The organism is Bradyrhizobium sp. Crot121, assembly GCF_059512385.1.
Window position 1 is genome coordinate 13512 of record NZ_JCAMOR010000052.1, and the last position, 23777, is coordinate 37288.

Below are 23777 nucleotides of genomic sequence, written 5' to 3' on the forward strand. Positions count from 1 at the left end.
TATGAGTCTCGAATCCGTTCGCGCCTTCTTCGCCGAGAAGGCGCCCGACGTCGCCGTGATCGAATCGACCAAGAGCTCCGCAACCGTTGCGCTGGCGGCGGAAGCCTATGGTGTCGAGCCGGGGCGCATCGCCAAGACGTTGTCGCTGCGGGTCGGCGAGCGCGTGGTGCTGATCGTCACCAGCGGCACTTCGCGGATGGACAACAAGAAGGTGAAGGCGCTGTTCGGCATCAAGCCGAAGATGCTGGGGCTGCACGAGGTCGCCAAAATCACCGGGCACGAAGTCGGCGGCGTCTGCCCCTTCGGCCTGAGGACACCGCTGCCGGTCTATTGCGATATGTCGCTGAAGGCTTTCGACATCGTCGTGCCGGCTGCGGGCTCGACCCACAGCGCGGTCAGGATCGCGCCAGCACGGATGGCGGAATTGACGTCGGCCGAATGGGTCGACGTCTGCGAGCATCGGCCGCAGGAAGAAGTGTCGGCCTATTCGTCGTAACGTCTCGACGGCGCCGACTGATGCTGCTGCACCGGCGGTGGCGCTCCCCGTGCACGCGGAGTGGCTTGTGGCGGCACACGTGAAGGCGGCTGCTGGGCGCTCGCGCTGGATTCGAATACCGCACGGCAATCATGGGAGAGCTGCGGCGTGTTCTGCCGCAAACATGCGGTGATCCGGTTGGCATCAGGAATTTGATCGCTGCAGAGCCGCCAGACGTCGGGCGTGCAGGCCATCTGCTGTTCCCAGGTTCCGCGATACTCTTCGGAGAATGCCGGGTTTTGCACGAGTAGTCCGGAGCCGATCAGGATTACATAACCCAAGGCAACGCGCGGCGTTCGCATGCGGGATCCTCTTCCAATATCTCGTCGATAAACATCTCGTTCAATTGCATCTCGGCGCGCCGGTTCCAGCACACGCCACGTTTTAACTATGACAAATGAATGAGACTGCGGAAGGTTCGCGACCCGCAACAAAACGTGAAATCGCCTACTCCACTTTGCCGATTTTCTTGACCGCCGCGATCAGCCGCGCGCTGTCGTCGTCGACGAATTTGGAAAACTCCGGCGCATCGAGATAGGCGACTGGACTGCCGGCGGTCTCGAAGATCTTGACGACCTCCGGCGCCTTCACTGCTTCCGCCATCGCCTCGCGCAGTCGCGTCATGACCGGCGCCGGCAATGCGCGCTGCGCAAACAGGCCGGCCCAGATGTAGAACTCGACATCCTTGTAGCCGAGCTCCTTGAACGTCGGCAGGTCGGGAAAGCTGGCGACGCGTTCGGCGCCCCAATTGGCAAGCACCCGCATCTTGCCGTCGGCGACCTGCTGTTTCAGCGTGCCCGGGGCGGATGCCACCGCCTGCACCGTGCCGCTCAGCAGCGCGGTCAGCGCCGGGCCCGCGCCGCGGAACGGCACGTGCAGCAATTTGATGCCGGCGCTCGCGGCAAACATTTCCATCGCGACGTGAAGCGTGCCATAGGGACCGGACGAGCCATAGGGAATCTGGCCCGGGCGCTGTTTGGCATCATCGACAAAATCCTGCAGCGTCTTCCATGGGGCGGAGGCCGGCACCGCGAGCAGCGTCGGATCGGCGAGCACGCGCGCGACCGGCGCGAATTGCGAGACCTCATAGGCGACGGGGCGATCGGACAGCCGATCGGCTTCGGGCAGCACGGCGAGCGAGGACAGCGTCATCAGCAGCGTGTAGCCGTCCGGCTCGGCGCGTGCCGCCTGCGCATTGCCGACGGAGCCGCCAGCTCCGCCGGCGCGGTTGTCGACGATCACGGGCTTGCCGAGGATCCGCTCCAGCGCCAGCGCCACCGGCCGCGCCGCAAGATCAGCCTGCCCACCGGCCGGAAACGGCACGATCATGGTGACGTTGCGGTTGGGATAGACAGTGCCTTGCGCAAAGGCAGCGTGCGAAAGCGCGGCATGCGCAAGCGGCAAGACGGCGGCAGTTTTCAAAAGCTCGCGGCGATTCATCGGCATTTTCTCCCCAGTGGTTTGTTTGGTTTCTGGAGAAGAGCCTAACCACAAATTGTAGGGTGGGCAAAGCGAAGCGTGCCCACCATTCACTCACCGAACGATCCTCGAATCTGCTTCATATCCCCGCCCCAATCCGCATCAAGCAACCCGCGCTCGACGTAGCGATGAAAACTGCTATGCGGCCAGTCCGCAACGCGCGTGACATGCCCGTGCTTCACCGGATTGAAGTGAATGTAGTCCACATGCCGCTCGAGATCAGTGTCATCGCGGATCGCATGCTCCCAAAAGCGACGCTGCCAGATACCTTTCTCCCGCTTGACGATCTTGCTTGGGGATTGCGGCTCGTTCTCAACACCGCGTAAGAAACCACTTTTGATCAGGCTCCAGCGAGCGGAGAAGTCCGCATCTTGCTCTGGAAGGGTCCAGACGGTGTGAATGTGGTCCGGCAAAATACAGATTGCGACGGTCTCAAACGGACGACGTTCGCAGACCATTCGATAGATCCGTCGCAAGCGGTCAATTCCGCTGACGAGCAAGTTGCTCGATCGATCGGCGAGGACAACCGTGAAGAAGAAAGTGCTGCCTTTTGCACGTCGACACTGCGGCATGGTCTCTCCACCGCCCTAGAATGGTGGGCACGCTTCGCTTTGCCCACCCTACCGCCTCTTGCCCTTTACGAAATGCTTCGCCAGGAAATCGGCGAGCACTTCGACACGCGCGGGGCGCGGGCCGCCGGGAGGCGTCACCAGGTGCACGGCAGCTTCTGGCTGCTTCCAACCCTTGAGGATCACCTCGACCTCGCCGCGCGCGATGGCTTCTCCGATGATGAAATCAGGGAGATCGGCGATGCCGAGGCCGGCGACAACCGCCGGCAGCAGCGCTTCGCCGTTGTTGACACGCAACTGTCCGGCGGGACGCACGCTCGCCTGCTCGCCGGCCGCGTTAGTGTAGTGCCAGACGCCTGCGGTCGAGAGATAGGCGTAGCCGAAGCATTTGTGCTCGGCGAGATGCATCGGATGCGTCGGCCGGCCGTAGCGCTTCAGGTAGGATGGCGCCGCCACCGTGTAACGCGGCATCGGGCAGAGCCGCCGCGCGATCAGGGATGAATCCGGCAGGCGCGCGATGCGCAGGCCGGCATCGAAACCTTCGCCGATCAGGTCGACAGTGGCGTCGCTCAAATGCAGGTCGATCGACACTTCCGGATATTTCTCCAGAAACTCCGGCAACAGCGGCGCGACCGATTTCACCCCGAAGGTCATGGGCACCGCGAGCCGCACCAGGCCGCGCGGGGTGACTGATTGTGCCAGGGCCTCATTCTCGGCCGCCTCGCCGTCGGCAAGCAGCCGCGCGGCGCGCTCGGACAGTTTTTGCCCGGCATCCGTCAGCGCCAGCCGCCGCGAGGTGCGGTTGAACAATCGGGCCCCGAGCCGCTCCTCAAGCCGGCTGACCGCCTTGGAGACAGTGGCCTTCGACAGCGCAAGCTCGGTTGCGGCGGCCGCAAATGACCGTAATTCCACGACTTTTGCGAAGATCGCGAGCGCTTCGAAATCCGGGAGCTTTGACATTTTGGCAACCGCCTCTGCCACAAACGGAAACAATGAGTTTCGATAGTTTCTATTTCTATACCACGTGCGCCGGCATATCCAAACGCAATCGAAATTTGAGGAAGCATCCGATGATCGAACTCAGACCCTATGCGAAGCTAGGCAGCGCGAACCATGGTTGGCTGAAGGCGAGGCACCACTTCTCCTTCGGCAGCCATTACGACCCCAGCAATATGGGCTACGGCGCCCTGCGCGTGTGGAACGACGACGAGATCGCGCCGAACACCGGCTTTCCGCCGCATCCCCATGCCAACATGGAGATCATCACCTACGTCCGCGAAGGCGCGATCACGCACCAGGATTCGCTCGGCAACAAGGGGCGGACCGAGGCCGGCGATGTGCAGGTGATGAGCGCGGGGAGCGGCATCCGCCATGCCGAGTACAATCTCGAGCCCTCGAAGACGAAGATCTTCCAGATCTGGATCGAGCCGACGACGCAAGGCGGCGAGCCGACCTGGGGCTCCAAGCCGTTTCCAAAAGGCGATCGCTCCGGCAAGCTCGTCACGATCGCGAGCGGCTTTGCGGACGATGCCGATGCGCTGCCGATCCGCGCCAAGGCGCGGGTGCTTGCCACCACGCTGAAGGCCGGCGAAAGCGCGGAATATGCGCCGGAGCGAAAGCGGCATCTCTATCTCGTGCCTGCGGCCGGCAGCATCGAAGTCAACGGCGTGCGCGTCGATGCCCGCGACGGCGCCGCGATCCGCGACGAAGCCAAGCTGACGATCACCGCGCTGGAAGATTCCGAGCTGGTGCTGGTCGACGCGGCGTAAGTCCACTCGTCATGCCCGGGCGCCTGTCCCCAGCCTGATCGGGGACGACTTCAACAACACCCAACCAAAGGAGAGCCATCATGGCCAAAGTTCTCGTCCTTTATTATTCCGCCTATGGTCACATCGAGGCCATGGCCAACGCGGTCGCCGAAGGCGCGCGCGAAGCTGGCGCCACCGTCGATATCAAGCGCGTGCCCGAGCTGGTGCCGGCCGAAGTCGCAAAAGCGTCATACTATAAGCTTGACCAGGCAGCGCCGGTCGCGAAGATCGATGATCTCGTCAATTATGATGCGATCATCATCGGCACCGGCACCCGATTTGGCCGCATGTCCTCGCAGATGGCGAACTTCCTCGATCAGGCCGGCGGTCTCTGGGCGAAGGGTGCCCTGCATGGCAAGGTCGGTGGCGCCTTCACCTCGACGGCGACCCAGCATGGCGGGCAGGAAACGACGCTGTTCTCGATCATCACCAACCTCCTGCATTTCGGCCTCACCGTGGTCGGGCTCAATTACGGATTTGCCGGCCAGATGAAGCTCGACGAGGTCACCGGCGGATCGCCCTATGGCGCCACCACGATCACCGGCGGCGACGGCAGCCGGCAACCGAGCGCGAATGAGCTTGCGGGGGCGCGTTATCAAGGACGTGTGATCGCGGAGACCGCGAAGAAACTGCATGGCTGATGCGAGTTCGAGGGCGTTCTCGTTTGCGAGCATCGCCCTATGTAGAGCGTGCGGTCGGAGCCTTCATTTCGATCGCACCTTCATGTTCAAAACCGCATGACTGCAGCCGCCAGGTCCCTGCCCCCCGGACCTGGCGGCACATGCGCGTCGGGGACCACGACATGGTTGAAATGCTTTTCATGGCGCAGTTGGTGCGCAGACCACTGCAGGCGATGGCGCGACGCTGGTGGTGCAAGAGTCTTTTCCGTGCCACGCGCGGGCAACGCCGTTGCCCGGAATGCACGAAGTCGTGATGTCGATTTGTCGGCCCGCATGCTTGAAGCTGCCATAACGAACTCGTGATAAGGTGATTACCTTCACGGTCACTAAGCAGCGAGATGCTGGCATGAGCAACACCAAGCAAACTCAATGGCCGGAACTGCCGACCGCGGCATGGCGTGACACCTGTGCCACTCTGCATCTCTGGACCCAGATCGTCGGCAAGATCCGGTTGGCCAAGTCGCCCTGGCTGAATCATTCGTGGCACGTCACGCTTTATGTCACCGCGCGCGGGCTGACCACCTCGCCGATCGCTAACGGCACTAGAACCTTTCAAATCGATTTCGACTTCATCGATCACGCCTTGCGCATTTCGACCAGTGACGGCGCCGAGCGGCACTTTGCGCTGGCCGGGCTCTCGGTGGCGAGCTTCTACGCGGCAGTGCTGGCTGCACTGAAAGAGCTCGACATCGATGTTGCGATCGACGACATGCCGAACGAATTACCGGACCCGATTCGCTTCTCGGAAGACAACCAGCATCGCTCTTACGATGCGGACGCGGTGCGGCGCTTCTTCCAGATCCTCTTGAACTGCGACCGGCTGTTCAAGCAGTTCCGCACCGGCTTCCTCGGTAAAGCCAGCCCGGTGCATTTCTTCTGGGGCAGCTTTGATCTCGCGGTGACGCGTTTCTCCGGCAGGAGCGCACCACGCCATCCCGGCGGCGTGCCGAACCTGCCGGATGCGGTGGCACACGAAGCCTATTCGCACGAGGTGAGCAGCGCGGGTTTCTGGCCAGGCGGCGGCGCCATCGATTATCCGGCGTTCTATTCCTATGCCTATCCCGAGCCTGCGGGCTTCCGCACCGCCAAGGTGCGACCCGACGCAGCCTTCTTCAGCGAGGCCCTCAGCGAATTCGTCCTGCCCTATGATGCCGCGCGCATCTCCGCCGATCCCGACCGGGCGGTGCTGGAATTCCTGCAAAGCACCTATGAGGCCGCCGCTATTGCCGCAAAATGGGATCGCGATGCGCTGGAATGCCCGCTTGGTCGACCCGGCGTGGTGCGGCAGCTCCGAGGCACGCCGGCCTTGGATCGTGATCCGATCAGGTTTGATCGGCTCTAATTCAACAGCTCCGGCTGTGTCACCGTTTGCCTGATCTGCGCACCACAATCGGAGCATTCATAGGTGAAGTCGATCTTGGCCAGGCTCCAATGCGGCGCGACATCCGTGACGAACATCGGAAGACCTGCGCAGCTCGGGCACATGATGAAGTCCGGTTCCACGGCATGGTGATGGATGTAGGCTGGCATGTCGGCTCTCCTTGCGGAACATTCCCCGGTGGCCCAACCCAGAAGCCAGCATACGGCGCTGCAGCGATCACAATTGTGGACTTTTGCGAACATAGAAGGAACACCCACACAATCCTCGTGAGTGTGACAATTCTGCATTGAAGCGGCGTTGGTACGTAGGGTGGGCAAAACGAAGCGTGCCCACCATTGCGAGCGGTGATGGTGGGCACGTCGCTGTGCTCCTTTGCCCACCCCTACTGCGTCGCGATCAGCTCTCTTCCCGTGAAGGCGGCTTGCCGAGCGCGCATTTCAGATACGTCGTCAGCCTCGGATATCTGCGCAATTCCTGCGCGGCCCGATCGCGGAGCGCGTGGGGCAATCCGCGCCAGCTCAAGGCAGCGCTGATATCGAGCAATGGCAGGCGCTTGACTCCAAAACGGCGCTTGTAGGCGTAGTTGCCGATCGAGAAATCGAACTCGCGCACACCCTGCTTGTGCAGCGCCGCCATGGTGCGCTCGATGATCAGCCGGCCCGGCGAACAATTGCTCCATTTGTCGCCGGCGTTGCTGATGCGGATCATCACATAGCGCGAACCGTTGCGGACACCGAGCAGCGTCGCCACCACCTCCTCGCCCGCTGTCAGTGCCGACACGATGGCGTAGCCGCTGCCGGTGCCGCTGCTGACCAGGCTGCGATAGAACGCGGCGCAATTCTCGTCATTGAGAATGAAATTGACTCCCAGGCTCTGCATCCGCGAGCTTTGCTGAGCCTCGGTGGTCGTGAGAATCCGAAGCGCTTCATCACTGTCCGCGGCGATCGCGAAGTTCGCCGTCGGATCGCGCGTAAACACGCGCCAGCTCCGCTCCAGCTCCTTGCGCACCGTCCGCTCCAGCGTGTAGCGCCAGGCGTCGTAATCGTCGCCCGTGGTGACGAGGTTGCCATTAACCGGGCAGACCGCCGCGCCATCGAGCAGCGCCAACGGATTGGGCCGGCCGTCGAGATCGGATGTGACCTTGCGCAAGCGGATGAGATCGGCGCCGCCGGGCAGCTTGCGCAACGCGGCGCGCAGGTCGCGCCAGAAGACACGCGCTGCCGCGGCATCGCGCGGCGCGGCGGGCCCGAGCAACGGCGCGTTGTAATCGGTGAGATCAAGGTCTGCGAACGCGATCGTTTGCATGCTGCCTTGCCGATGACGGATCAACGGCAACAGCGCGGCGGGCTCGCCGGTCGCGGCATCGGTGACGAAGGCGATCACCGGCGAGACGTCGTCGGTATCGGCGAAGGCGGCGTACCAGGCTTCATACCATAGCGGATTTTGGAACGCTGTCGGCGGAGCGAATGCGCCCCACCGCGCCGCGGCCTGCTTCCAGTCCGCAAGAATCTCGATGCGGTAGCCGGCCGCGCGTGCTTCTGCCCGCGCCGAGAGCCTGCCCGCCGATGTCGCAAGGACCGTCATCGCCGCATGCCGCGCTCACGCCGCCTTCGGCAAGTCGACGATCTTGCCAAGCTCGATCTCGTCGAGACGGAAGTCGATCGGGCGGCGCACGGCGCGCTCGCGCTTCACCCACTTGCCGTCGCGCAGGAGCTTCTGCATCACCTGCTTGGCAAAGAAGGACGGACCGTGCAGGCTGCGGCTCTTCGGCCTGTAGCCGAAACGATGACGCAACATGCCATTGGCGAGATTGAGGATCTGGGCGCGCCGGATCTCGTCGTCGACGTAGGACACCGTCATCGAGATGTTGACGACACCGAGATTCTCGACCCGATGCGGCGCATTCAGCGGCCAGTTCAACATCTGGCCAGGCTCGAGATCGATCACCTGCGCATGCTGGTCGTACCAGGACGCATAGGGAATATCGACCTCGACGTCGAACAGCGCGATGTCTTCGAGGTGCTCCGGCCGGATGAACGGCGGTGTGTTCGGATAGATATAGACGCGCTTGCGGCCGGCGATCTGGATCAATCCCTGCCCCGGCAGGTCGGAGTGGTAATAGACCTGCGCGTCTGGCGAGGAGATGAGGATGCCTGCCTGATGCGTCGGCGCATCAAAGCTGGGAACCTTGGCCGCGACCTCCGCAAACATCTGGTCGACCATCACGCGGAAACGGCGATCGACGGCAGTGACGTTGCGCAGGTTGAGCCAGAGACCGCCGCGTGAGATTGCCTCGATCACCTCGCGGCCACTGAGCTTGCCGATCTCGCCTTCGCGCCAGACCCGGCTGGAACCCTTCGCACCTGTCTTGACCAGGCTGTAATGCTCGCGCGGATAGTTCTCGATCAGCTTCGCGAGTTCGTCCATCGAGAACGCGGGCTGCTTGTGCATCGCATGCTCGAGCCGGATCGGCTGATGGCTCCAGAGCTCCGAATGGGTGTCGTCCCATTTGGTGAAGATCTTGCCTGTCGTCATGTCGCGCTCCTGGTCGCCTTGCGTCGTTTTGATCATCCGATGTCCCGTTACGGGACGAACGGGCAGCCTTCACGCCAGGATTGGCAAAATCGGTGCCGGCACTGTTTCGGGCGCTTACCGGAAGCTAAGGTCTGCGCGGTATGGCTAACCGAGATCACCCCGGAAGCCCTGCCGCTGCGCGATGACCTCCACACCCCGATATCGGGCGCTGTTCCTCGGCGCGGGAGCCGAGATGCATTGCGGCGTCGGGCAGTTCACGCGCTTGTTGACTGACGCGATCGAAAAGCTCGATCCCGGCAGTAGCCAAACGTTAACCCTGACGCGCGGCCGGGGATCGCTCTGCGACATCTGGCGCGCGGTCGGCTCGGCGCAGAGCGTCATCTGCAATTTTCCGATCGTGGCCTGGAAGCGTGTGATCCTGCGGCCGCTCATCGCGCTCGCAATCGCGAAGCTCCGGCGGCGCAAGGTCGTCCTGGTCGAACATGAATGGGCCGGGCTGAACTGGATGCGGCGGATCACCTACATCCCCGCGGTTTGGCTCGCCGACAGCATCGTCATGTTCTCGCCGCTGGTGCGGAAGGAGCTTGCCGACGACGCTGCGGTCAGCTCCGCTGTGACGAAATCCGTGTTGGCGCCACTGCCGCCCAACGTCGAGGCGCCCTCGAAGATCGAAGACTCCGAATTGCGGCAACGGCTATCAGCGGCACGCGCCAGCGGGCAATTGGTGATCGGCCATTTCGGCTCGATCTATCCGGGCAAGCAGCCGAATGCGCTGCTCGAGATCGGCGCGATCCTGAAGGCACGCGGATTGCGGCCGCTGCTGGTCTATATCGGCTCCTTCATTCGCGGCGTCGACAAGGTCGAGGAGAATTTCCACGCCCGCGCCGCCGAGCTTGGCCTCTGTGAGGACGTGATCGTCTCCGGCTACGTTGCCTCGGATGCCGAAGTGTTCGGCCTGTTCGGCGAGGTCGACGCCTTCTGCTATCCGCTGGACGAAGGCATCACAGCCCGCCGTTCGAGCATCCTCACCTGCGCGCAGGCGAGCCGGCCGCTGGTCGCGACCGGCCCCGCACTAGCGGACGAGTTCGACCATCATCCGCGCTTCAGGCAGTTGATCGATCGCGGCGCGGTCGTCCTGGTTCCGCGCGGATCGGCGGGCGAGGCCTATGCTGATGCGATCCTGGCCGCGGCGAAGCAACCACCGCCGCAGGCGCCCTTCGATTTCACCGGCTGGTGGCACGATGTGGCAACGACGGTGGCGACCGTCATCTATGCCCGCAAACGGAAGCGCGCGAGATAGTGCAGGCCGAACAGGGCGATCAGAAACGTCGCCCAGATCGGATCGGCGCGGTCGAGGAAGAAGCTCTCCATCGACGACAGATAGAGCCCGAACAGCCATATCCGCAGGAACATCATCGACAGCGGGCCGTCATTGCCACCCTCGTCGGCGGCCTGGAAGTCGCGCAGCGGCTTGACGACAACAGCAGCGATCAGAAAGACGAGACCCGGCAGCCCGGTGCCGAGCGCGGTGTCGAGATAGCCGTTATGGCTGTGCGAGGCGTACCCTGCCCATTCCTTGCCTTCCTTCAGATTCGTGATCGCGTTGCTGCCCCAGAAGGCTTCGAAGCCATAGCCGGTCAGGAGCCGCTGATGCAGCGAATCGACGGCAAAGACCCAGATGTCGGAACGACCGGTGAAGCTGGTATCCAGCGGCAGCAGCTTTGCGATTGACGCCAGCGTGTCGCTCAGCACCGTGCCTACGCTAAACAGATTGAGCACGATGAGCGGCAGCAACAACATCAATCCACGTCCCCACAAGGAACGAACGAACGACGTCAGCGAGGTCAGCAGCAGCACGGCCAGGCAAAGCGAGATCGAGCTTTTGCCCGCGGAATAGACCAGGAATAAGGCGGAGAGCGCCATGACGATGACGCCGGAGATCCATCCGCCGGCGCGGATGAAGTAGACGCCGAAGAACATCATCATCGCCATTATCGCGGCGGCGACGTTCTTGTGCCCGAACGCGCCACGCCAATTGCCGGCGAGCGCCGGCTCCTGCGGGTCCGTCGCCAGGTGGATCGACAGGTTCGGAGCCAGCAAGATTCCGAGATAGCAGGTCGCGAGCAAGACCAGCGCGGCGATGCTGAACCAGCGCATCAACTCGCTCTGCGACTTCGGCAACAGCATTACCGTTGCCGTCACCACCACGACGAATACCGACAGCGCAAAGCGGCGGCTCGAGGTGGCCGGATCGAACGACAGTACGACCGTCAGGCAAAGCCAAACCCCGAACAGCACATAGGCCGGGGTCAGCAGCGACGCCAACGCGGGCATGTTGTCGCGCATGGTCAACACGAGCATCAGCACCATGAGCAGGCCGAACAGCGCGTAGAGCACGGCCTCCTTGCCGGAGGTCACCTCACCGACGCGCATGTCGCTGAGATCGTCGAACGGATGCAGCGAGATCCACACCAGCAGCAGGATGCCGATGAAGGCCGCGGCGCGGACGAAATGCATCACCGGCCGCCGCCACACATCGGCGAAGACAGCCCGGGCTTCGGACGTGATGAGGAACTCGGTCACGAAACGATCTTCGAGGCGGCGTAAGGCTGTGGCTCGATGCCGAGCACTGCGAGCGCGCTGCCCACCGCGACCATCATCGGATGCATGGCGATGACGGGCTGGTGTTCTTTCAAGACAATGCGCGTAGCGCGGAACAGCGAGAACGGCACCAGGCCGAACATCTTGGCCATCACAGCGGCACGCGACCACGTCGACTGCGCACCCTTGCGCTCGATGTGATAATTGATCGCACCGATCCGCAGGCCGCGCCGCACGATCCAGCCGAGCTTGGTCCGGCTCCGCGGCACCGTCTCCGAGATGGCCGCATCGGTTGCCCAATAGAATCGGAAGCCGGCGCGGCGCGAGCGCGCGAAGAAATCATGGTCGCCGCCACCTAGGAAATTGAAGCGCAAATCGAACGCGGGACTGCCGAGGCGGGCGAACACCTGGCGCCGGATCAGGCAATTGCCGCAGCCATAGATCACGGGCACCGGCCCGCTGCTATGATAGGCCGGCGCAAATGCCGGATGACGCTTCAGGCCGCGCTTGCGCTCGTCGTCGAAATGCGGCCAGACCGGCCCGCCGATCACGTCCGCCCCGGTCGTCTCAGCGGCCTCGATCATGCGCTCGAGCCAATCCGGCGAGGCGATCTCGTCATCGTCGATCATCAGGAAGTTCGCGGCCTGCGGGAAGGTTGCGAGCGCCGTCTCGAAAGCTGCATTGATGGCGTAACAGTTGCCCTGCCGCGGCTCGACGAGGCAGAGGCCATTCAGCCTTCCCGACGCCAAAAATTCCGCGGCCACCGGCGCGCTTTCACAATTGGCCGCATCGTTCTCGACCACCACGACCGCAAAGCGGCGCGCGGTGCGCTGTGCCGCGACCGATTCCAGCGTCAGCCGCAGATGCTGCGGCCGGCGGAAGCTCGGGATGCAGACCACGGTCTCGACCGAGCAGTCGAGCCCGGGCGAGGCCGCGACCCAGGCGCGGTCCGTTGCAAGAAACTCGGTCGCAATCGACATCTTGTTCATGGCTTCAATCCCAATCCGCGACACGCCGTCCCAGAACGGGTCACGCCACCATCATGGGACGCAATCGTCCCGAAATCGTTGATGAGCGGAGCCGCACGAAAGCGATTCGCAGGGTATGGCCGTGTCATGGCAAAATCCGATCCAGCCGCGCACGGCGCTGCGACGATCTCTTGCGAGGGTTAATCGGGGGACATTTCGCGCGGTTTGCGCTCGACCGCATTCGATTCGCACCGATGCGCGCGCGATGGCCTGCGCGTCGGCAGCAATTCGTTAAGGTTAAACGCGTCGCGAGCGCCGGCACGAAGAGCCTTCATCCCCACTGGCATTCGATTTGCTGTCTCTCGGTACGACAAAGAAATCGATCGAGACCGTAACAACACTCGCAAACGTCTGAGGTTTCACCTTGAAAGCGCTAGACCTCGTTTCGCTGGGCACAAAGCATGTCCGCAACGCGCTGTCGGAAGAGCTCTATCTGCGCACCGGCCGCGATGTCACCCGGCCAGCCGCGATCTTCGCGGAGGTCGTCGAGCGCTGCAATTACAAGTGCCGCTATTGCGATTATTGGCGTCGCCCGAACTACCGCGAGGAGATGTCGATCGAGGAATGGCAGCGCGCGCTCTCCAGCCTGAAGGAATTCATCGGCGCCTATCATGTCGAGTTCGCCGGCGGCGAGCCCTATATCAAGAAGGGTTTCCTCGACCTGGTCCGGTTCTGCCGCGACAACGACATCCATTGGGGCGTGACCACCAATGGCGGCGCCTATCTTAACAAGAAGATCGTCGCGCAGACGGTCGAGGCGCATCCCTTCAACATCAATATCTCGATCGACTCGCGGGATCCGAACATCCACAACTATTCGCGCGGTGTCGAGAATTCGCTGAACGACATCGTGCAGGGCATCCGGAATGTCTCCGAGAAGCGCCGCGCCGAAGGATTGGATTTTCCAATCATCATCAAGCCGGTCGTGCACCGGCTGAACTTCCGCCAGCTCCCGCAGATGGTCGACTGGATCCAGCAGATCGGCGCCACAGCGCTGAGCTTCCAGCCGGTCGAGATGGGCACGCAGGAGGTCGAGGACGAGTTGTGGATCGGCGAACGGGAGATGGACGATCTGATCGCCGTCCGCGACGAGCTGCTGCGGCTGAAGCGCCAGGGCGCGCCGATCCTCAACGGCGAGGCGGTGCTGAACGCCTGGCCCAGTCATTTCCGCCGCGAGAAGGCGCCGCCCGAGGTCATGCCCTGCAGGGTCGGCATGCGTAACTATTTCATCCGCTCCGACGGCCGCCTCGAGGTCTGCTGGTTCTTCAAGCCGATCGGCAACGTCCGCACGCAGACCGCGCGCGAGATCTGGTACAGCGAGGAAGCGCGCATGCGCCGCAAGGAAACCGTGGCCTGCGACAAGCTCTGCCTCTTCACCTGCCTTGCCCAGCGCACGCTGCAGGACAAGCTCAAGATGGGCCTGACCCTGTTGACCGGAACAAAGGCCCAGGCGAACGAAGTCAACAGCAATCGCACCCCGGGTGAAGCGGCAGCGTAACCTGGGACCGCCGGTAAACGTTGCTGGAGATATCCCGGGTTGCGCTGCGCTCCACCCGGGTCACGAGGTCACCTACCTCCGAACAGCTTTCGGAACAGCTTTTCCGACTCCGGGAAGCGGCCGGTGTCGATCTGTGTCGGCCATAGGCCATCGACGTTGAAGTAGGCCGCATAGGCGATGCTGTCGCTGTTCTCGACGAACCAGTCGTGCATTTTCTGGATGAAGTAAGGATTGTCGCCGGCATGGCCGACGCCCCACTCCGGAAAGCTGATCCGCTTGCCGTGGCGCGCGGCGAAATCGCGATGCCATTCGAGACCGAACGGCGCCTTGAGGTAAAGCGTCTGCCAGCGCTCCTCCACCGAGCCTTCCGATTTGAAGTCGTAGACGTCGAGCCCGATATAGTCGACAACGTCGTCGCCGGGATAGGCCAGATCGGCCGGCATCTCCTGCGCCCCCCAGCCGGGACACCAATCAAACTTGAACTCGCTGGACGCGCGGCGGAAGATCTCCGCAACGCGCCGGAACGCCCTGATATAATCGGCTTCCTGGCCCTTGGCGAACCAGCCCATCTGCGAAAGGTTCATCTCCCAGCCGAGCCGGATGATCGCGCGCGGCTGCGCATCGGAGATCGCGCGTGCCGCCGCCTCGAACTCGGAGTCGTGCAGGCCGTCCGCGACATCGACCAGCGGCGTTCCCGTGATCGTCAGCGGCATCGACCAGACCACGTTCCGTTTCGGATTAAGCCGTCTCCAGATGCCCGGCACCCAATCCACTTTGCGAAAATCTTCCCAGGTCGATTGGCCGTAGAAATCCATACCCAGCACAGATGACGGCTTCTGCTTCAGCCATTTCTCCCAGGCCTGCAACGCATGCTCACGGCCATCAGCCTCCCAGTTCACGAAGGCGCCGGCAAACCGCGCAGGATCGGCGCCGAGGCGGGAGGTTGCGCCGGCTGCGTCGCGCGCGGTGGCGACGCCGCCGAGAACTGCGCCGATCGAGGCCGTCAGCATCCCGCCGACGAACCGCCGCCGGCTCAATCGTTCAATTCCAGCCATGTGCTGTCCTCGCGAGCTTGCGAAGCAATGGCGTCAACCTCTTGCCCACCGTTTCAAAAGCGGACACCGCCGACGGAACGGCTGTGCCGAAACGAACTGATGGCACAGTCTTCGCATCACCCGCGGCGACCCCGCGCAGAAATCCCGTAGTCCCACATGCACGCATACCCGCTCCGAACGGCATCGGCGATTCGCGGGTCACGCTCTGCAATATACGGGCAAGCCGCGCCGACGCACACGGAGCACGGCTTCTTATGGTTACTTCGCGCCTTAACGGCGCGGCGATCATCAACGCAAACAAAATTAACCAACGGCGATCCCGGCCGCGGCCGATGCGCCGATTCGGCATCGATCTTGCTGAAAGGCTCACCGAGAAGAACCGCGGCTTGGAAAGCGACAACCGTGAACGTGATCGCCAGAGAGATCTACGAGATGGACCCAGTTGCGTTGTTAACCCCGACTTACGGGCGCGACCTGGAAATCTGTACCTTGCTTTGCGAGAGCGTGGACCGGCATGTCACCTCGTTCTCCAAGCATTATCTCCTGGTTCCCGATTGCGACCTGCCGCTGTTCGCGCCGCTCGCCAGCGAGCATCGCGTCATCATCCCGGCCTCGGCCTTCCTGCCCGACTGGCTGCGGCCGCTGCCGCGCATGATCCAGCGCCGCCGCCGCCAGTTCTGGTGGTCGCTGCGGGCCAAGCCGGTGAACGGCTGGCATGTGCAGCAGATCCTGAAGATCGCCGCCACCATTGCACTGCCTCACCAGCGCTTTTGCATCCTGGATTCCGACATTGTGTTCTTCCGCGACTTCGACCTGACGCGGTTCGAATATCCGAACGCGATCCCGATGCTGACCATGTCTGATGTGGTGACCGCAGACCAGCCGCGGCATTCGCGCTGGCTTGTGACCAGCCATGAACTGCTGGGGCTGCCGACGCCGCCGTTCCCGGCCGACGATTTCATCGGGCACATCATCTTCTGGGACAAGCAGACCACCCGAGCGCTGGCCGAGCGCATCGAGGCCGTCACCGGTCTCGGCTGGATCGAGGCGCTGTGCAAGACCCGCGAGTTCTCCGAATACATGCTGTACGGCTATTTCGTACAGAACGATGCCGCGGCCTCGCTGCGGCATACCGCGGTCCCGAGCACGCCCTGCGTCAGCTATTGGGACGATCCGCGGCTCAACAAAGGCGAGCTGCAGGATCTCTTGCGCCGCGCCAGCAAGGACGACGTCGCGTTCTCGATCGCATCCTTCTCCGGAACGCCGGTCGAGACCATCCGCGCCTCGATCGCCGACAGCGACGAGATCCTCTCGCTCACCAGCAGCGGCGACCGCACGGAGTTTGCGGCGTTATGCTGATCGGTCAAGCCAGCATCAACCTGACCGCCAACATCCTCTCGGCGCTGCTGGGGCTGCTCAGCGTGTTCGTTTTCACGCGGCTGTTCTCGCCGCATGATTACGGCGTCTATCTGCTCGGCATCGGCTTCGCCTCCGTGATCAGCGTATTCCTGGTCGGCTGGTTCCGAAATCTGATCCTGAGCGAGCACGCCCGCAACGACGGCACCGACGTCCGCGGCCTTGTGCTGTCAGGCTATATGATCTGCTGCCTGACGGCGCCGATCGCCTATGTGCTCGCCCGGCTCGCGGGCCTCGACGGCACTGCGGCGTTCGCTACAGTTGTGCTCTCGGTCGCGATCGGCCTGTTCGAACTGACGCAGGACCTGGTTCGCGCGCGGCTGATGGCGCTTTCGGTGATGAAGGCGACGCTGGTGCGCGCTGTGTCCGTGCTCGCACTCGGCATTGTCGTCGCGCTGGTCAGCCCGAACGGCTTCTGGCTGTTGCTCTCTTCTGCCCTCGCTTATCTGCTCGCCGTGCTCGTGCAGTCGCGCACCGCCTGGCGCGGCACGCATATCAGCTTCGATCGCACCTCGCTCGTGGCCGTGGCCAGGACCGGCCTGCCGCTGACGCTCTCGCTGACCCTGCTTGCGATCGCCAGCGTCACCGACCGTTTCATGATCGCCAACCTGGTCGGTGCCGCCGATGCCGGCCGCTATGTCGCCTCGCTCGACCTGGTCCGCCAGACGCTGATGATGCCGGCGATGAGCATGGCGGCAGCGTTTTTTCCGCTCGCCGTCCAGATCCACGCCAAGCAGGGTGACGGCGCGGTGCGCTCGCATCTCGCCGAATGTCTCGAGTTGCTGTTGTCCATCACGCTGCCGGCCTCGCTCGGTTTTGCAGTGATCTCCACCCATGTCGCCAACATCATCCTTGGCGCTGATTTTCGTGCGCTCGCGGCCGAGATCATGCCGGTGATCGCGATCGCCGTGGTGTTCCAGGTCCTGACGCAGCAATATCTGCATGCGAGCTTCCTGCTGTCGGGCCGCAACGGCTTCTATCTCGTCAACACCGCCTCGCTGATCGCGGCCAATGTGATCCTGTCCTATCTTTTGGTCAGCCACTACGGCACTGTCGGCGCGGCCTGGGCGCGGCTCGGCGCCGACATCATCGGCTTTGCCTGTGCGCTGGTGCTTACCCGCTATGCCTTCCGCGTTCCGCTGCCGCTCGGCCGGCTGGCGCTGGTCCTGATCGCCGCGCTCGCGATGGCGCTGACGGTCGCCGCACTCGATCGCATCCTGCGCATTCCGGATCTCGCCGCCTGCATCGTGCTGGCGGTGGTTGGCATCCTCACCTACGCCGTCCTGGCCTGGCTGTTCGACATCGCACGCATTCGCGGCCGACTGAAGCATGGCCTCATGGCAGTCAGAGCAAAATTCGCAAACAGCAACATTGGATAAGAGGCAATGACCGATACCCTTACCTTTGATCGCATTCATGCAACGCTCCCCGTGGTCGACGCGGCTGGGCCGGCCGCGCATCCACAGTCGCTGCTCGACCTGCCGCCGGGCGAAGCGCGGCAGAGTCTCCTCACCGTGCACAGCATCCTGGAGGCGGCGCTGCCGGCGGGCCCGCTCGCGATCTACGAGGCCGGCGGCGGTTCGACCAGCTTCCTGCCGCTCAAGGTGTTGCGCCGCAGCCATATTACCGTCGTCGACATCGACGAAGATCAAGTCAAGAACAACCAGTACGCACAGGCAACGATCCTGGGCGACATCCAGACCTATCGTTTCGCGCCGAAAAGCTTCGATTTCATCGTCTGCTACAACGTCATCGAGCACGTGCCCGATGTCGAGGCCGCGCTCAGCGGTTTCTGCGAGGCGATCAAGCCGAACGGCTTGATCCTGATCGGCGCCCCCAATCCGAAATCGCTATCGGGCATGGTGACAAAGTATTCGCCGCATTGGTTTCACGTCTGGTTCTATCGCTATGTCCGCGGCGACAAGAAGGCCGGCCTGCCGGGCGAGGCGCCGTTCCCGACCCATTTCCATCCGCTGGTCACGCTGGGCAAGCTCGAAGCCTTCGCCAGGGCACATGGCCTGCAAGTGATCTACCGCAAGGTCTATGAGAGCCCGCGCTATCCGGAGATGCGCCTGCGCAAGCCCCTGCTCGCCGCGCTGGTCGATGCCGCCGCGAAAGCGATGAACTTCTTTCTCCCCGGCAGGACCGACGTGCGGCACGGCGACTACCACGTGATCCTGCGGAAGCTGTGAGAGAATGCGCGGGTTGTGGTCCGAAGCGGTCGTGAAGGTCAGCCACCGGCTGGCGATGCATCTGCCGGTCGATCGGGTTCGGCTGCGCAACGCCACGCCGATAGTCAGCTTCACCTTCGACGACCTGCCGAAGAGCGCGGTGACATCAGGCGCCGACTTGCTGGAGACACATGGCGCCCGCGGCACCTTCTATGTGTCGGGCGGCCTGGTCGGCGTCGATACGGCGGACTGGAGCTCCGGCGATGATGATGACGTGCTGTCGCTGCATCGCCGCGGTCACGAGATCGGCTGCCACACCTTCTCGCACCGGCGCGCCTGCGATCTCGATGAGACCTCGCTTGCCTGCGACATCGCCTGCAACCGCCGCTACTTCGACTTGCTCGATCCGTCGATGCAGATCGAAACCTTTGCCTATCCGTTCGGCTATGGCTCGTTCGCGCACAAATATCTGCTCAAGTCCAGATTTGCGACCTGCCGCTCGATCGTGGAGGGCGTGAACTTCGGCAATGTGGACCTGCAGTTCCTGCGCGCGATGCCGCTGATCGATCGCCGGATGGATCGCGATGCAATCGAGCGCGCCTTCGACGAGGCGCAAATCCATAACGGTTGGTTAATTTTCTACAGTCACGACGTTGCCACGCGGCCCAGCCTGTACGGCTGCTCGCCGGAACTGCTGAATCACGCGCTGGAAACGGCGGCGAAGCGGAATATTCCGGCGCTCACCATGGCAGAGGCGTTCCGATGCGCGAGCGCTTAAACGCTTTGTTTGCCTTTTCAGTGAATAGTCTCTCAAAGACTATGGTTAATTTTTCCTGCTGCGTTGTTGCCGCGCGGTCCGCTCTCGCGCATCGCGCAGCCCGAAGAGTAACCCCTCAGCCGATGCGTGCGGCGTTTGGAATGGAAGCTGGGGTCGATGCTTGATTACGACCAGCCGATAAACAGCCAGGCCAAAAGCCGGGATGCCGGCGAGCCACGCCGAAGCCAGGGCTTCGACGTGATCGACCTGGTCATGCTGCTGTGGCGGCGCAAAGCCGCGGTCGCGGCTGCCGCGTTGCTCTGCGCCTGCATCGCGGTTGGGATCGGCAAGAGCCTCACTCCGAAGTACACCGCGACCGCGCAGCTCTATGTCGACCCGCGCGAATTGCAGCTCGTCGAGCGAGAGCTGACACCGCGCGCGCAGGACGTTTCGGGTCTCGCAATGGTGGTCGACAGCGAGGCGCGGGTGATCACCTCCAACAGCGTGCTGTTGCAGGTCATCAAGAACACCGATCTCGACAAGGACCCGGAATTCGGCGGCGGCGACGGCAAGAGCCTCCTCGGCGCGCTGCTCGGCCTGGTCGGGATCGAGCAGCGTCCGACGGTGGAACAGCAGCACCAGGCGACGATGAGCGCGCTGGACGCCCTCAGTCGTCATATCAATGTGCGCAAGACCGACCGCACCTTCGTCGTCGATATCGACGTCTGGTCCTATGAGCCGGTCAAGGCGGCGATGCTCGCCAACGCGCTTTCCACGGCCTATCTCGCCGAATCCAAGCAATCGCAGGCCGCCGCCGCCCGGCGCGCCACCAGAGATCTCTCGGGGCGGCTGAAGGAACTGCAGGAACGGCTGCGCAACGCCGAGAACGTGCTTGCGGTCTACAAAGCGCAGAACAATTTCGTCGGCACCCAGGACACGCTGATCGCCGACCAGCAGCTTTCCGCCAGCAACCAGCGGCTCGCCGCCGCGCGCGCACTAACGCTCGATGCGCAGGCGAAGTACGATCAGATCGAGGCCAGCCGGCGCAATGCGAGCGACCCCGGCGCGATCCCCGAGGCGCTGCAATCGCCGACCATCGCGAACCTGCGCGCGCAATACGCCGATGCCAAGAAGCGGCAGGCCGAGCTGCAGAGCGAACTCGGCCCGCGGCATCCGGCGCTCCGGCAGGTCGAGCAGCAGGTCGAGGATCTCCGCCGTACCATCAGGGAAGAGATCGACCGCTTCGCGCAGGCCGCGAAGAACGATTTGACGCGTGCTCGCGACTATGAGGCATCGCTGAACAAGGCGCTCGACGCGCAGAAGCGCCAGAGCGTGCAGATGAGCCAGGCCTCGGTGCGCCTACGCGAGCTCGAGCGCGACGTCGAGGCGAGTCGCGACGTCTACCAGTCCTTCCTCAAGCGTTCGCGCGAGACGGAGGAACAGGAAAGCCTGAATACCTCGAGCGCACGTGTCATCGGCGAAGCCACAGTGCCGCAGCGGCGCACCTTTCCACCGGCTATGAGCCTGCTTGCCATGATCGGCTTCGTGCTCGGCGGGCTCGCGGCCGCTGCCTGGATCATCGCGGTCGACCAGCTTGCGCCCGGCGCCGACCCGCTGCGGCCGAGCAAGTCGACCTCGCCCGAGAAACAGGCGACGGCGGCGCCCGCGAAACAGCCGGTCCTCAGCAAGCCGGCGCCGCAGGCGGCGGTCAGCGTCATCGAGAAGCCGGTGATCGCCCGGCTGCAGGAATCCGACGTGATGCGCACGCTGGGTGGCATCCTCACCGGCGGCCAGATCGCCGACGTCACACGGCTGGGCTGGCCGACATTGCGCGCGGGTTTTCCGCTGATGACCTTCCTCGGCGCCATCCGCGACATGTGCGCGACCCTCAAGAAGCGCGCATCCGCGAGCGGCGCGCCGGTCATGGCGGTGATCGGCGCGGGACCATCCGTCGACCGCAGCGTGGTGGCGCTGAACGTCGCGCTCTCGGCGGCGCGCGACGGCGCCAAGGTGCTGATGATTGATGCCGATCATCGGAAACGCGAATTGTCGGGCAAAGTTACCAGGCTCGGCAAGCGCGAGGCCGGCCGCCTCGGCTGGCTCAGCATCGGCAGCAAGGCAACGCGTGCCATCAACACGGCGAACGGAATTTCCATCCTGCCCGTTATCGAGGGCGGCGACGCCAGGGCCGCGGAAGCCATCCGCAAGTCGGTCACGCAGGCGCGATCCGTTGGCGGTTACGATCTCATCATTCTCGACGGGCCGGCGATGCCGTGGAGCGCGGCGGATCGCAAGCTCCTCGAGCTCGCGGATGGCTTCCTCGCGGTGCTGCCGGTCCATCTCGATATCAACGACTGCATGGAAGACATCCTCAGCGCGCTGGGTGGAGCGGAGCGCAAGCTGGTCGGTGTCATCCTGAACGAGCTCAATCCCACGGTGGAGAGCCGTCAGCAAGACAAGCAATATGCGTGAATGAGCGCCGCGCCGGCGCTATTTGACCGGCGAAGGTCCGAAGCGCAGCTAACCGCGCTCCGGGCTTCCTTCACCTCGCCTTGAAAAGGGGAGGTCGGTTTGCGCGTATAGCGCGCAAGCCGGGTGGGGATCATCTCTCTCCACGCGCACCGGTGGGAGGGAGAACACCGTCACAACGGCTTGATCTGCACTTTCCGGAACTTGACCACGCCCGAGCCATATTGAAGCGCGATCGGACCGCTCGCGTGCTTGCTGTCCTGCGCGTCGACGGTCTTCTCGCCGTTGAGCACGACCACGAGATGCGGGCCCTGCGCCGTGATCTCAAAGGTATTCCACTTGCCCGCCGCCTTGGGCATCGGGTTGACCTTGCCGACATCGACGATCGCGCCGGTGCCGTAGGTCGGATCGGGCCGCTTGTCGAAGATATTGACCTCGTAGCAGACCTTGGAATCAATGGTCTTGTTGGTGTCGCAGCGGATGAAGATGCCGCTGTTGGCATCCTCGTCGGTCCAGAACTCCGCTCTGATCTGGAAATCCTTGTAGGGAGTCTTGCTGACGAGATAGGACAGATCCTTGCCGTCGAGCTTGTCGGCGACCAGCGCGCCGTCTTTCAACGTCCAGTTCGCCTTGCCCACCTCGTCCCAATCGCCCTTTTTGGTGCCGTCGACCAACGTGATCCAGCCGTCTCCCTCGGCGGCAGCGAGATTGAAGGACAGAGCGGTGCCGATCAGAAGACAGGCCGCAAGCGTCCACGCATGTTTCATGAAAAGCATCCTCCCGATGTTGTTTTGATTTGTGCGGGCAAACTAATCACGGCGGCGTGCGAGCGCAAATCGATTTCGATGCTGCAGTTGCGTTGTGCGGCAAGCCGCGCATCCGCCGATCACGCATGCATGCGTGCGTCTTGTCCTTTGCGAGCGCCCCCGACCAGCATCGAGGACAACGGAGATGGACGAGCCCAATAGACAGGCCTAAGCGTCCATCCGAAAACGGGAGGAAGTCATGATCGTCAGCACCTGGCGTTACCTTGCAATCCCGCTTGCCCTCGCCGCCACGCTGAGCATCGGCTCCGCCGCCGAGCTCAATCCCGCCGCCGTCGTCTATAAGTTGCCTGACCAGATCCCCTGGGGACCGGTGGATGCGCGCGGCGCGCAGAATGCCGTGGTGGTTGGTGATCCCGCAAAGCCCGGCTTCTACGTGGTCTATACCAAGTGGACCAAAGGCAACCATTTCAGCCATCCGCATTTTCATCCGAACGACCGCTATATCGTCGTGCTGCAAGGCACCTGGTGGGTTGGATCGGGACCGAAGTTCGATCCGGACAAGGGCACCGTGGCGATGCCCGCCGGCAGTTTCGTCACCCATTACGGCAAGCAGGTGCATTGGGATGGCGCCAAGGACGAGGACGCCGTGCTCCTGATCATGGGCGAAGGACCGGCGACGGCAACCGCGGCGGAGGAGAAGTGATTTCGTAGGGTGGGCAACCTTTGCGGTCACCAAACGTTCATCTCCGCAAACGTTGAAGGAGATAAAACATGGCAATGGCCGCAGAGATCAAGGAACATATGGACGTCATCTCGTCGGACCGGAAGACGGTCGGAAAGGTCGATCATCTCGAAGGAACCGACAAGATCAAGTTGACCAAGCAAAGCTCGCCCGACGGACAGCACCATCATTTCATTCCGCTGTCCTGGGTCGACCATGTCGACCAGCACGTGCACCTGAACAAGACGGGCACCGAGGTGACTACGCACTGGCAACACGGCCGGCAATAGACGGCGACAGCGCCTTT

The 23777-nt window shown here is 63.1% G+C and carries 24 protein-coding genes; 13 read left to right on the forward strand and 11 right to left on the reverse strand.

From position 1 onward, the window contains the following. The first annotated feature begins 1 nt into the window (after position 1). Positions 2-496, forward strand: a complete 495-nt coding sequence (locus tag AC5ZGW_RS32090) for a YbaK/EbsC family protein (RefSeq protein ID WP_130226847.1) — start codon at positions 2-4, stop codon at positions 494-496. Here the strand turns inward: AC5ZGW_RS32090 and AC5ZGW_RS32095 are convergent. The 4 genes from AC5ZGW_RS32095 to AC5ZGW_RS32110 all read right to left on the reverse strand — a co-directional run bounded on the left by AC5ZGW_RS32095 (position 484) and on the right by AC5ZGW_RS32110 (position 3543). Next, on the reverse strand, positions 484-837 hold the full coding sequence (locus AC5ZGW_RS32095) for a hypothetical protein (protein WP_130226848.1): 354 nt from the start codon (positions 835-837) through the stop codon (positions 484-486). The two genes, AC5ZGW_RS32090 and AC5ZGW_RS32095, sit on opposite strands and share 13 nt — an antisense overlap. A 145-nt stretch (positions 838-982) precedes the next feature. After that, the gene (locus AC5ZGW_RS32100) at positions 983-1975 is read right to left on the reverse strand and encodes a tripartite tricarboxylate transporter substrate binding protein (protein WP_130226849.1); all 993 of its coding nucleotides are present in this window, start codon (positions 1973-1975) and stop codon (positions 983-985) included. 89 nt (positions 1976-2064) lie between these two features. Beyond that, positions 2065-2586 carry an REP-associated tyrosine transposase gene (locus AC5ZGW_RS32105; RefSeq protein ID WP_130226850.1) on the reverse strand — a complete coding sequence of 174 codons (522 nt, stop codon included), beginning with the start codon at positions 2584-2586 and terminating at the stop codon, positions 2065-2067. A gap of 48 nt (positions 2587-2634) precedes the next feature. Next, positions 2635-3543 carry a LysR family transcriptional regulator gene (locus AC5ZGW_RS32110; RefSeq protein ID WP_130226851.1) on the reverse strand — a complete coding sequence of 303 codons (909 nt, stop codon included), beginning with the start codon at positions 3541-3543 and terminating at the stop codon, positions 2635-2637. Positions 3544-3653: 110 nt separating this feature from the next. On the opposite strand from AC5ZGW_RS32110, the gene AC5ZGW_RS32115 reads away from it, so the two are divergent. The 3 genes from AC5ZGW_RS32115 to AC5ZGW_RS32125 all read left to right on the forward strand — a co-directional run bounded on the left by AC5ZGW_RS32115 (position 3654) and on the right by AC5ZGW_RS32125 (position 6413). Further along, positions 3654-4352, forward strand: coding sequence for a pirin family protein (locus tag AC5ZGW_RS32115; RefSeq protein WP_130226852.1), 699 nt, complete (start codon positions 3654-3656; stop codon positions 4350-4352). A gap of 80 nt (positions 4353-4432) precedes the next feature. Then, positions 4433-5032: an NAD(P)H:quinone oxidoreductase gene (gene wrbA, locus AC5ZGW_RS32120; protein WP_130226853.1), complete on the forward strand. Its 600-nt coding sequence runs from the start codon at positions 4433-4435 to the stop codon at positions 5030-5032. A 385-nt stretch (positions 5033-5417) separates the two neighbouring features. Beyond that, on the forward strand, positions 5418-6413 hold the full coding sequence (locus AC5ZGW_RS32125) for a DUF5996 family protein (RefSeq protein WP_130226854.1): 996 nt from the start codon (positions 5418-5420) through the stop codon (positions 6411-6413). Here the strand turns inward: AC5ZGW_RS32125 and AC5ZGW_RS32130 are convergent. From AC5ZGW_RS32130 to AC5ZGW_RS32140, 3 genes are all read right to left on the reverse strand, one after another. Next, positions 6410-6601 carry a hypothetical protein gene (locus tag AC5ZGW_RS32130; RefSeq protein ID WP_028166985.1) on the reverse strand — a complete coding sequence of 64 codons (192 nt, stop codon included), beginning with the start codon at positions 6599-6601 and terminating at the stop codon, positions 6410-6412. The two genes, AC5ZGW_RS32125 and AC5ZGW_RS32130, sit on opposite strands and share 4 nt — an antisense overlap. A 247-nt stretch (positions 6602-6848) precedes the next feature. Then, entirely contained in the window at positions 6849-8036 is a 1188-nt protein-coding gene (locus tag AC5ZGW_RS32135) for a GNAT family N-acetyltransferase (RefSeq protein WP_130226855.1), read from the reverse strand. Between the two features lie 15 nt (positions 8037-8051). Then, positions 8052-9023 (reverse strand): cupin-like domain-containing protein, encoded by a 972-nt coding sequence (locus AC5ZGW_RS32140; RefSeq protein ID WP_245474783.1) that lies wholly within the window; start codon positions 9021-9023, stop codon positions 8052-8054. A gap of 145 nt (positions 9024-9168) precedes the next feature. On the opposite strand from AC5ZGW_RS32140, the gene AC5ZGW_RS32145 reads away from it, so the two are divergent. Then, positions 9169-10287 carry a glycosyltransferase family protein gene (locus AC5ZGW_RS32145; protein ID WP_130226856.1) on the forward strand — a complete coding sequence of 373 codons (1119 nt, stop codon included), beginning with the start codon at positions 9169-9171 and terminating at the stop codon, positions 10285-10287. Here the strand turns inward: AC5ZGW_RS32145 and AC5ZGW_RS32150 are convergent. Both AC5ZGW_RS32150 and AC5ZGW_RS32155 read right to left on the reverse strand, forming a co-directional pair. After that, the gene (locus AC5ZGW_RS32150) at positions 10257-11570 is read right to left on the reverse strand and encodes an O-antigen ligase family protein (protein WP_130226857.1); all 1314 of its coding nucleotides are present in this window, start codon (positions 11568-11570) and stop codon (positions 10257-10259) included. The genes AC5ZGW_RS32145 and AC5ZGW_RS32150 overlap by 31 nt on opposite strands. After that, a complete protein-coding gene (locus AC5ZGW_RS32155; RefSeq protein WP_130226858.1) occupies positions 11567-12577 on the reverse strand; it encodes a glycosyltransferase family 2 protein in 1011 nt (336 codons plus the stop codon). Before AC5ZGW_RS32155 ends, AC5ZGW_RS32150 begins: the two co-directional genes overlap by 4 nt. A 403-nt stretch (positions 12578-12980) precedes the next feature. Between AC5ZGW_RS32155 and AC5ZGW_RS32160 the strand changes: the two genes are divergently transcribed. Further along, entirely contained in the window at positions 12981-14114 is a 1134-nt protein-coding gene (locus AC5ZGW_RS32160; protein WP_130226859.1) for a radical SAM protein, read from the forward strand. A gap of 68 nt (positions 14115-14182) precedes the next feature. Here AC5ZGW_RS32160 and AC5ZGW_RS32165 read toward each other — a convergent pair whose 3' ends face one another. Further along, positions 14183-15169, reverse strand: coding sequence for a glycoside hydrolase family 26 protein (locus tag AC5ZGW_RS32165; RefSeq protein ID WP_130226860.1), 987 nt, complete (start codon positions 15167-15169; stop codon positions 14183-14185). Positions 15170-15571: 402 nt separating this feature from the next. On the opposite strand from AC5ZGW_RS32165, the gene AC5ZGW_RS32170 reads away from it, so the two are divergent. The 5 genes from AC5ZGW_RS32170 (at position 15572) to AC5ZGW_RS32190 (ending at position 21985) form a co-directional block, all read left to right on the forward strand. After that, positions 15572-16528, forward strand: a complete 957-nt coding sequence (locus AC5ZGW_RS32170; RefSeq protein ID WP_130226861.1) for a DUF6492 family protein — start codon at positions 15572-15574, stop codon at positions 16526-16528. Beyond that, positions 16522-17964 carry a lipopolysaccharide biosynthesis protein gene (locus AC5ZGW_RS32175; protein WP_130226862.1) on the forward strand — a complete coding sequence of 481 codons (1443 nt, stop codon included), beginning with the start codon at positions 16522-16524 and terminating at the stop codon, positions 17962-17964. The genes AC5ZGW_RS32170 and AC5ZGW_RS32175 overlap by 7 nt, the downstream gene beginning before the upstream one ends. A gap of 6 nt (positions 17965-17970) precedes the next feature. Further along, positions 17971-18777 (forward strand): class I SAM-dependent methyltransferase, encoded by an 807-nt coding sequence (locus tag AC5ZGW_RS32180; RefSeq protein ID WP_130226863.1) that lies wholly within the window; start codon positions 17971-17973, stop codon positions 18775-18777. A gap of 4 nt (positions 18778-18781) precedes the next feature. Next, entirely contained in the window at positions 18782-19534 is a 753-nt protein-coding gene (locus tag AC5ZGW_RS32185) for a polysaccharide deacetylase family protein (RefSeq protein ID WP_130226864.1), read from the forward strand. Between the two features lie 156 nt (positions 19535-19690). Further along, positions 19691-21985, forward strand: a complete 2295-nt coding sequence (locus tag AC5ZGW_RS32190; protein WP_130226865.1) for an exopolysaccharide transport family protein — start codon at positions 19691-19693, stop codon at positions 21983-21985. A 170-nt stretch (positions 21986-22155) separates the two neighbouring features. On the opposite strand, the gene AC5ZGW_RS32195 is transcribed toward AC5ZGW_RS32190, so the two are convergent. Continuing rightward, positions 22156-22749 (reverse strand): 3-keto-disaccharide hydrolase, encoded by a 594-nt coding sequence (locus tag AC5ZGW_RS32195; protein WP_130226866.1) that lies wholly within the window; start codon positions 22747-22749, stop codon positions 22156-22158. Positions 22750-22987: 238 nt separating this feature from the next. On the opposite strand from AC5ZGW_RS32195, the gene AC5ZGW_RS32200 reads away from it, so the two are divergent. Continuing rightward, positions 22988-23452 (forward strand): cupin domain-containing protein, encoded by a 465-nt coding sequence (locus AC5ZGW_RS32200; protein ID WP_130226867.1) that lies wholly within the window; start codon positions 22988-22990, stop codon positions 23450-23452. A 68-nt stretch (positions 23453-23520) separates the two neighbouring features. Then, positions 23521-23760, forward strand: a complete 240-nt coding sequence (locus AC5ZGW_RS32205) for a DUF2171 domain-containing protein (RefSeq protein ID WP_028168725.1) — start codon at positions 23521-23523, stop codon at positions 23758-23760. Positions 23761-23777: the final 17 nt, after the last annotated feature.

Coding starts and splice junctions, on each gene's coding strand:
- AC5ZGW_RS32165 (WP_130226860.1), bottom strand. CDS start 15,169: ATGGCTGGAATTGAACGATTGAGCCGGCGGCGGTTCGTCGGCGGGATG.
- AC5ZGW_RS32140 (WP_245474783.1), bottom strand. CDS start 9,023: ATGATCAAAACGACGCAAGGCGACCAGGAGCGCGACATGACGACAGGC.
- AC5ZGW_RS32190 (WP_130226865.1), top strand. CDS start 19,691: ATGCTTGATTACGACCAGCCGATAAACAGCCAGGCCAAAAGCCGGGAT.
- AC5ZGW_RS32180 (WP_130226863.1), top strand. CDS start 17,971: ATGACCGATACCCTTACCTTTGATCGCATTCATGCAACGCTCCCCGTG.
- AC5ZGW_RS32095 (WP_130226848.1), bottom strand. CDS start 837: ATGCGAACGCCGCGCGTTGCCTTGGGTTATGTAATCCTGATCGGCTCC.
- AC5ZGW_RS32125 (WP_130226854.1), top strand. CDS start 5,418: ATGAGCAACACCAAGCAAACTCAATGGCCGGAACTGCCGACCGCGGCA.
- AC5ZGW_RS32105 (WP_130226850.1), bottom strand. CDS start 2,586: ATGCCGCAGTGTCGACGTGCAAAAGGCAGCACTTTCTTCTTCACGGTT.
- AC5ZGW_RS32090 (WP_130226847.1), top strand. CDS start 2: ATGAGTCTCGAATCCGTTCGCGCCTTCTTCGCCGAGAAGGCGCCCGAC.
- AC5ZGW_RS32130 (WP_028166985.1), bottom strand. CDS start 6,601: ATGCCAGCCTACATCCATCACCATGCCGTGGAACCGGACTTCATCATG.
- AC5ZGW_RS32135 (WP_130226855.1), bottom strand. CDS start 8,036: ATGACGGTCCTTGCGACATCGGCGGGCAGGCTCTCGGCGCGGGCAGAA.
- AC5ZGW_RS32175 (WP_130226862.1), top strand. CDS start 16,522: ATGCTGATCGGTCAAGCCAGCATCAACCTGACCGCCAACATCCTCTCG.
- AC5ZGW_RS32195 (WP_130226866.1), bottom strand. CDS start 22,749: ATGAAACATGCGTGGACGCTTGCGGCCTGTCTTCTGATCGGCACCGCT.
- AC5ZGW_RS32205 (WP_028168725.1), top strand. CDS start 23,521: ATGGCAATGGCCGCAGAGATCAAGGAACATATGGACGTCATCTCGTCG.
- AC5ZGW_RS32110 (WP_130226851.1), bottom strand. CDS start 3,543: ATGTCAAAGCTCCCGGATTTCGAAGCGCTCGCGATCTTCGCAAAAGTC.
- AC5ZGW_RS32115 (WP_130226852.1), top strand. CDS start 3,654: ATGATCGAACTCAGACCCTATGCGAAGCTAGGCAGCGCGAACCATGGT.
- AC5ZGW_RS32185 (WP_130226864.1), top strand. CDS start 18,782: ATGCGCGGGTTGTGGTCCGAAGCGGTCGTGAAGGTCAGCCACCGGCTG.
- wrbA (WP_130226853.1), top strand. CDS start 4,433: ATGGCCAAAGTTCTCGTCCTTTATTATTCCGCCTATGGTCACATCGAG.
- AC5ZGW_RS32100 (WP_130226849.1), bottom strand. CDS start 1,975: ATGAATCGCCGCGAGCTTTTGAAAACTGCCGCCGTCTTGCCGCTTGCG.
- AC5ZGW_RS32155 (WP_130226858.1), bottom strand. CDS start 12,577: ATGAACAAGATGTCGATTGCGACCGAGTTTCTTGCAACGGACCGCGCC.
- AC5ZGW_RS32145 (WP_130226856.1), top strand. CDS start 9,169: ATGACCTCCACACCCCGATATCGGGCGCTGTTCCTCGGCGCGGGAGCC.
- AC5ZGW_RS32200 (WP_130226867.1), top strand. CDS start 22,988: ATGATCGTCAGCACCTGGCGTTACCTTGCAATCCCGCTTGCCCTCGCC.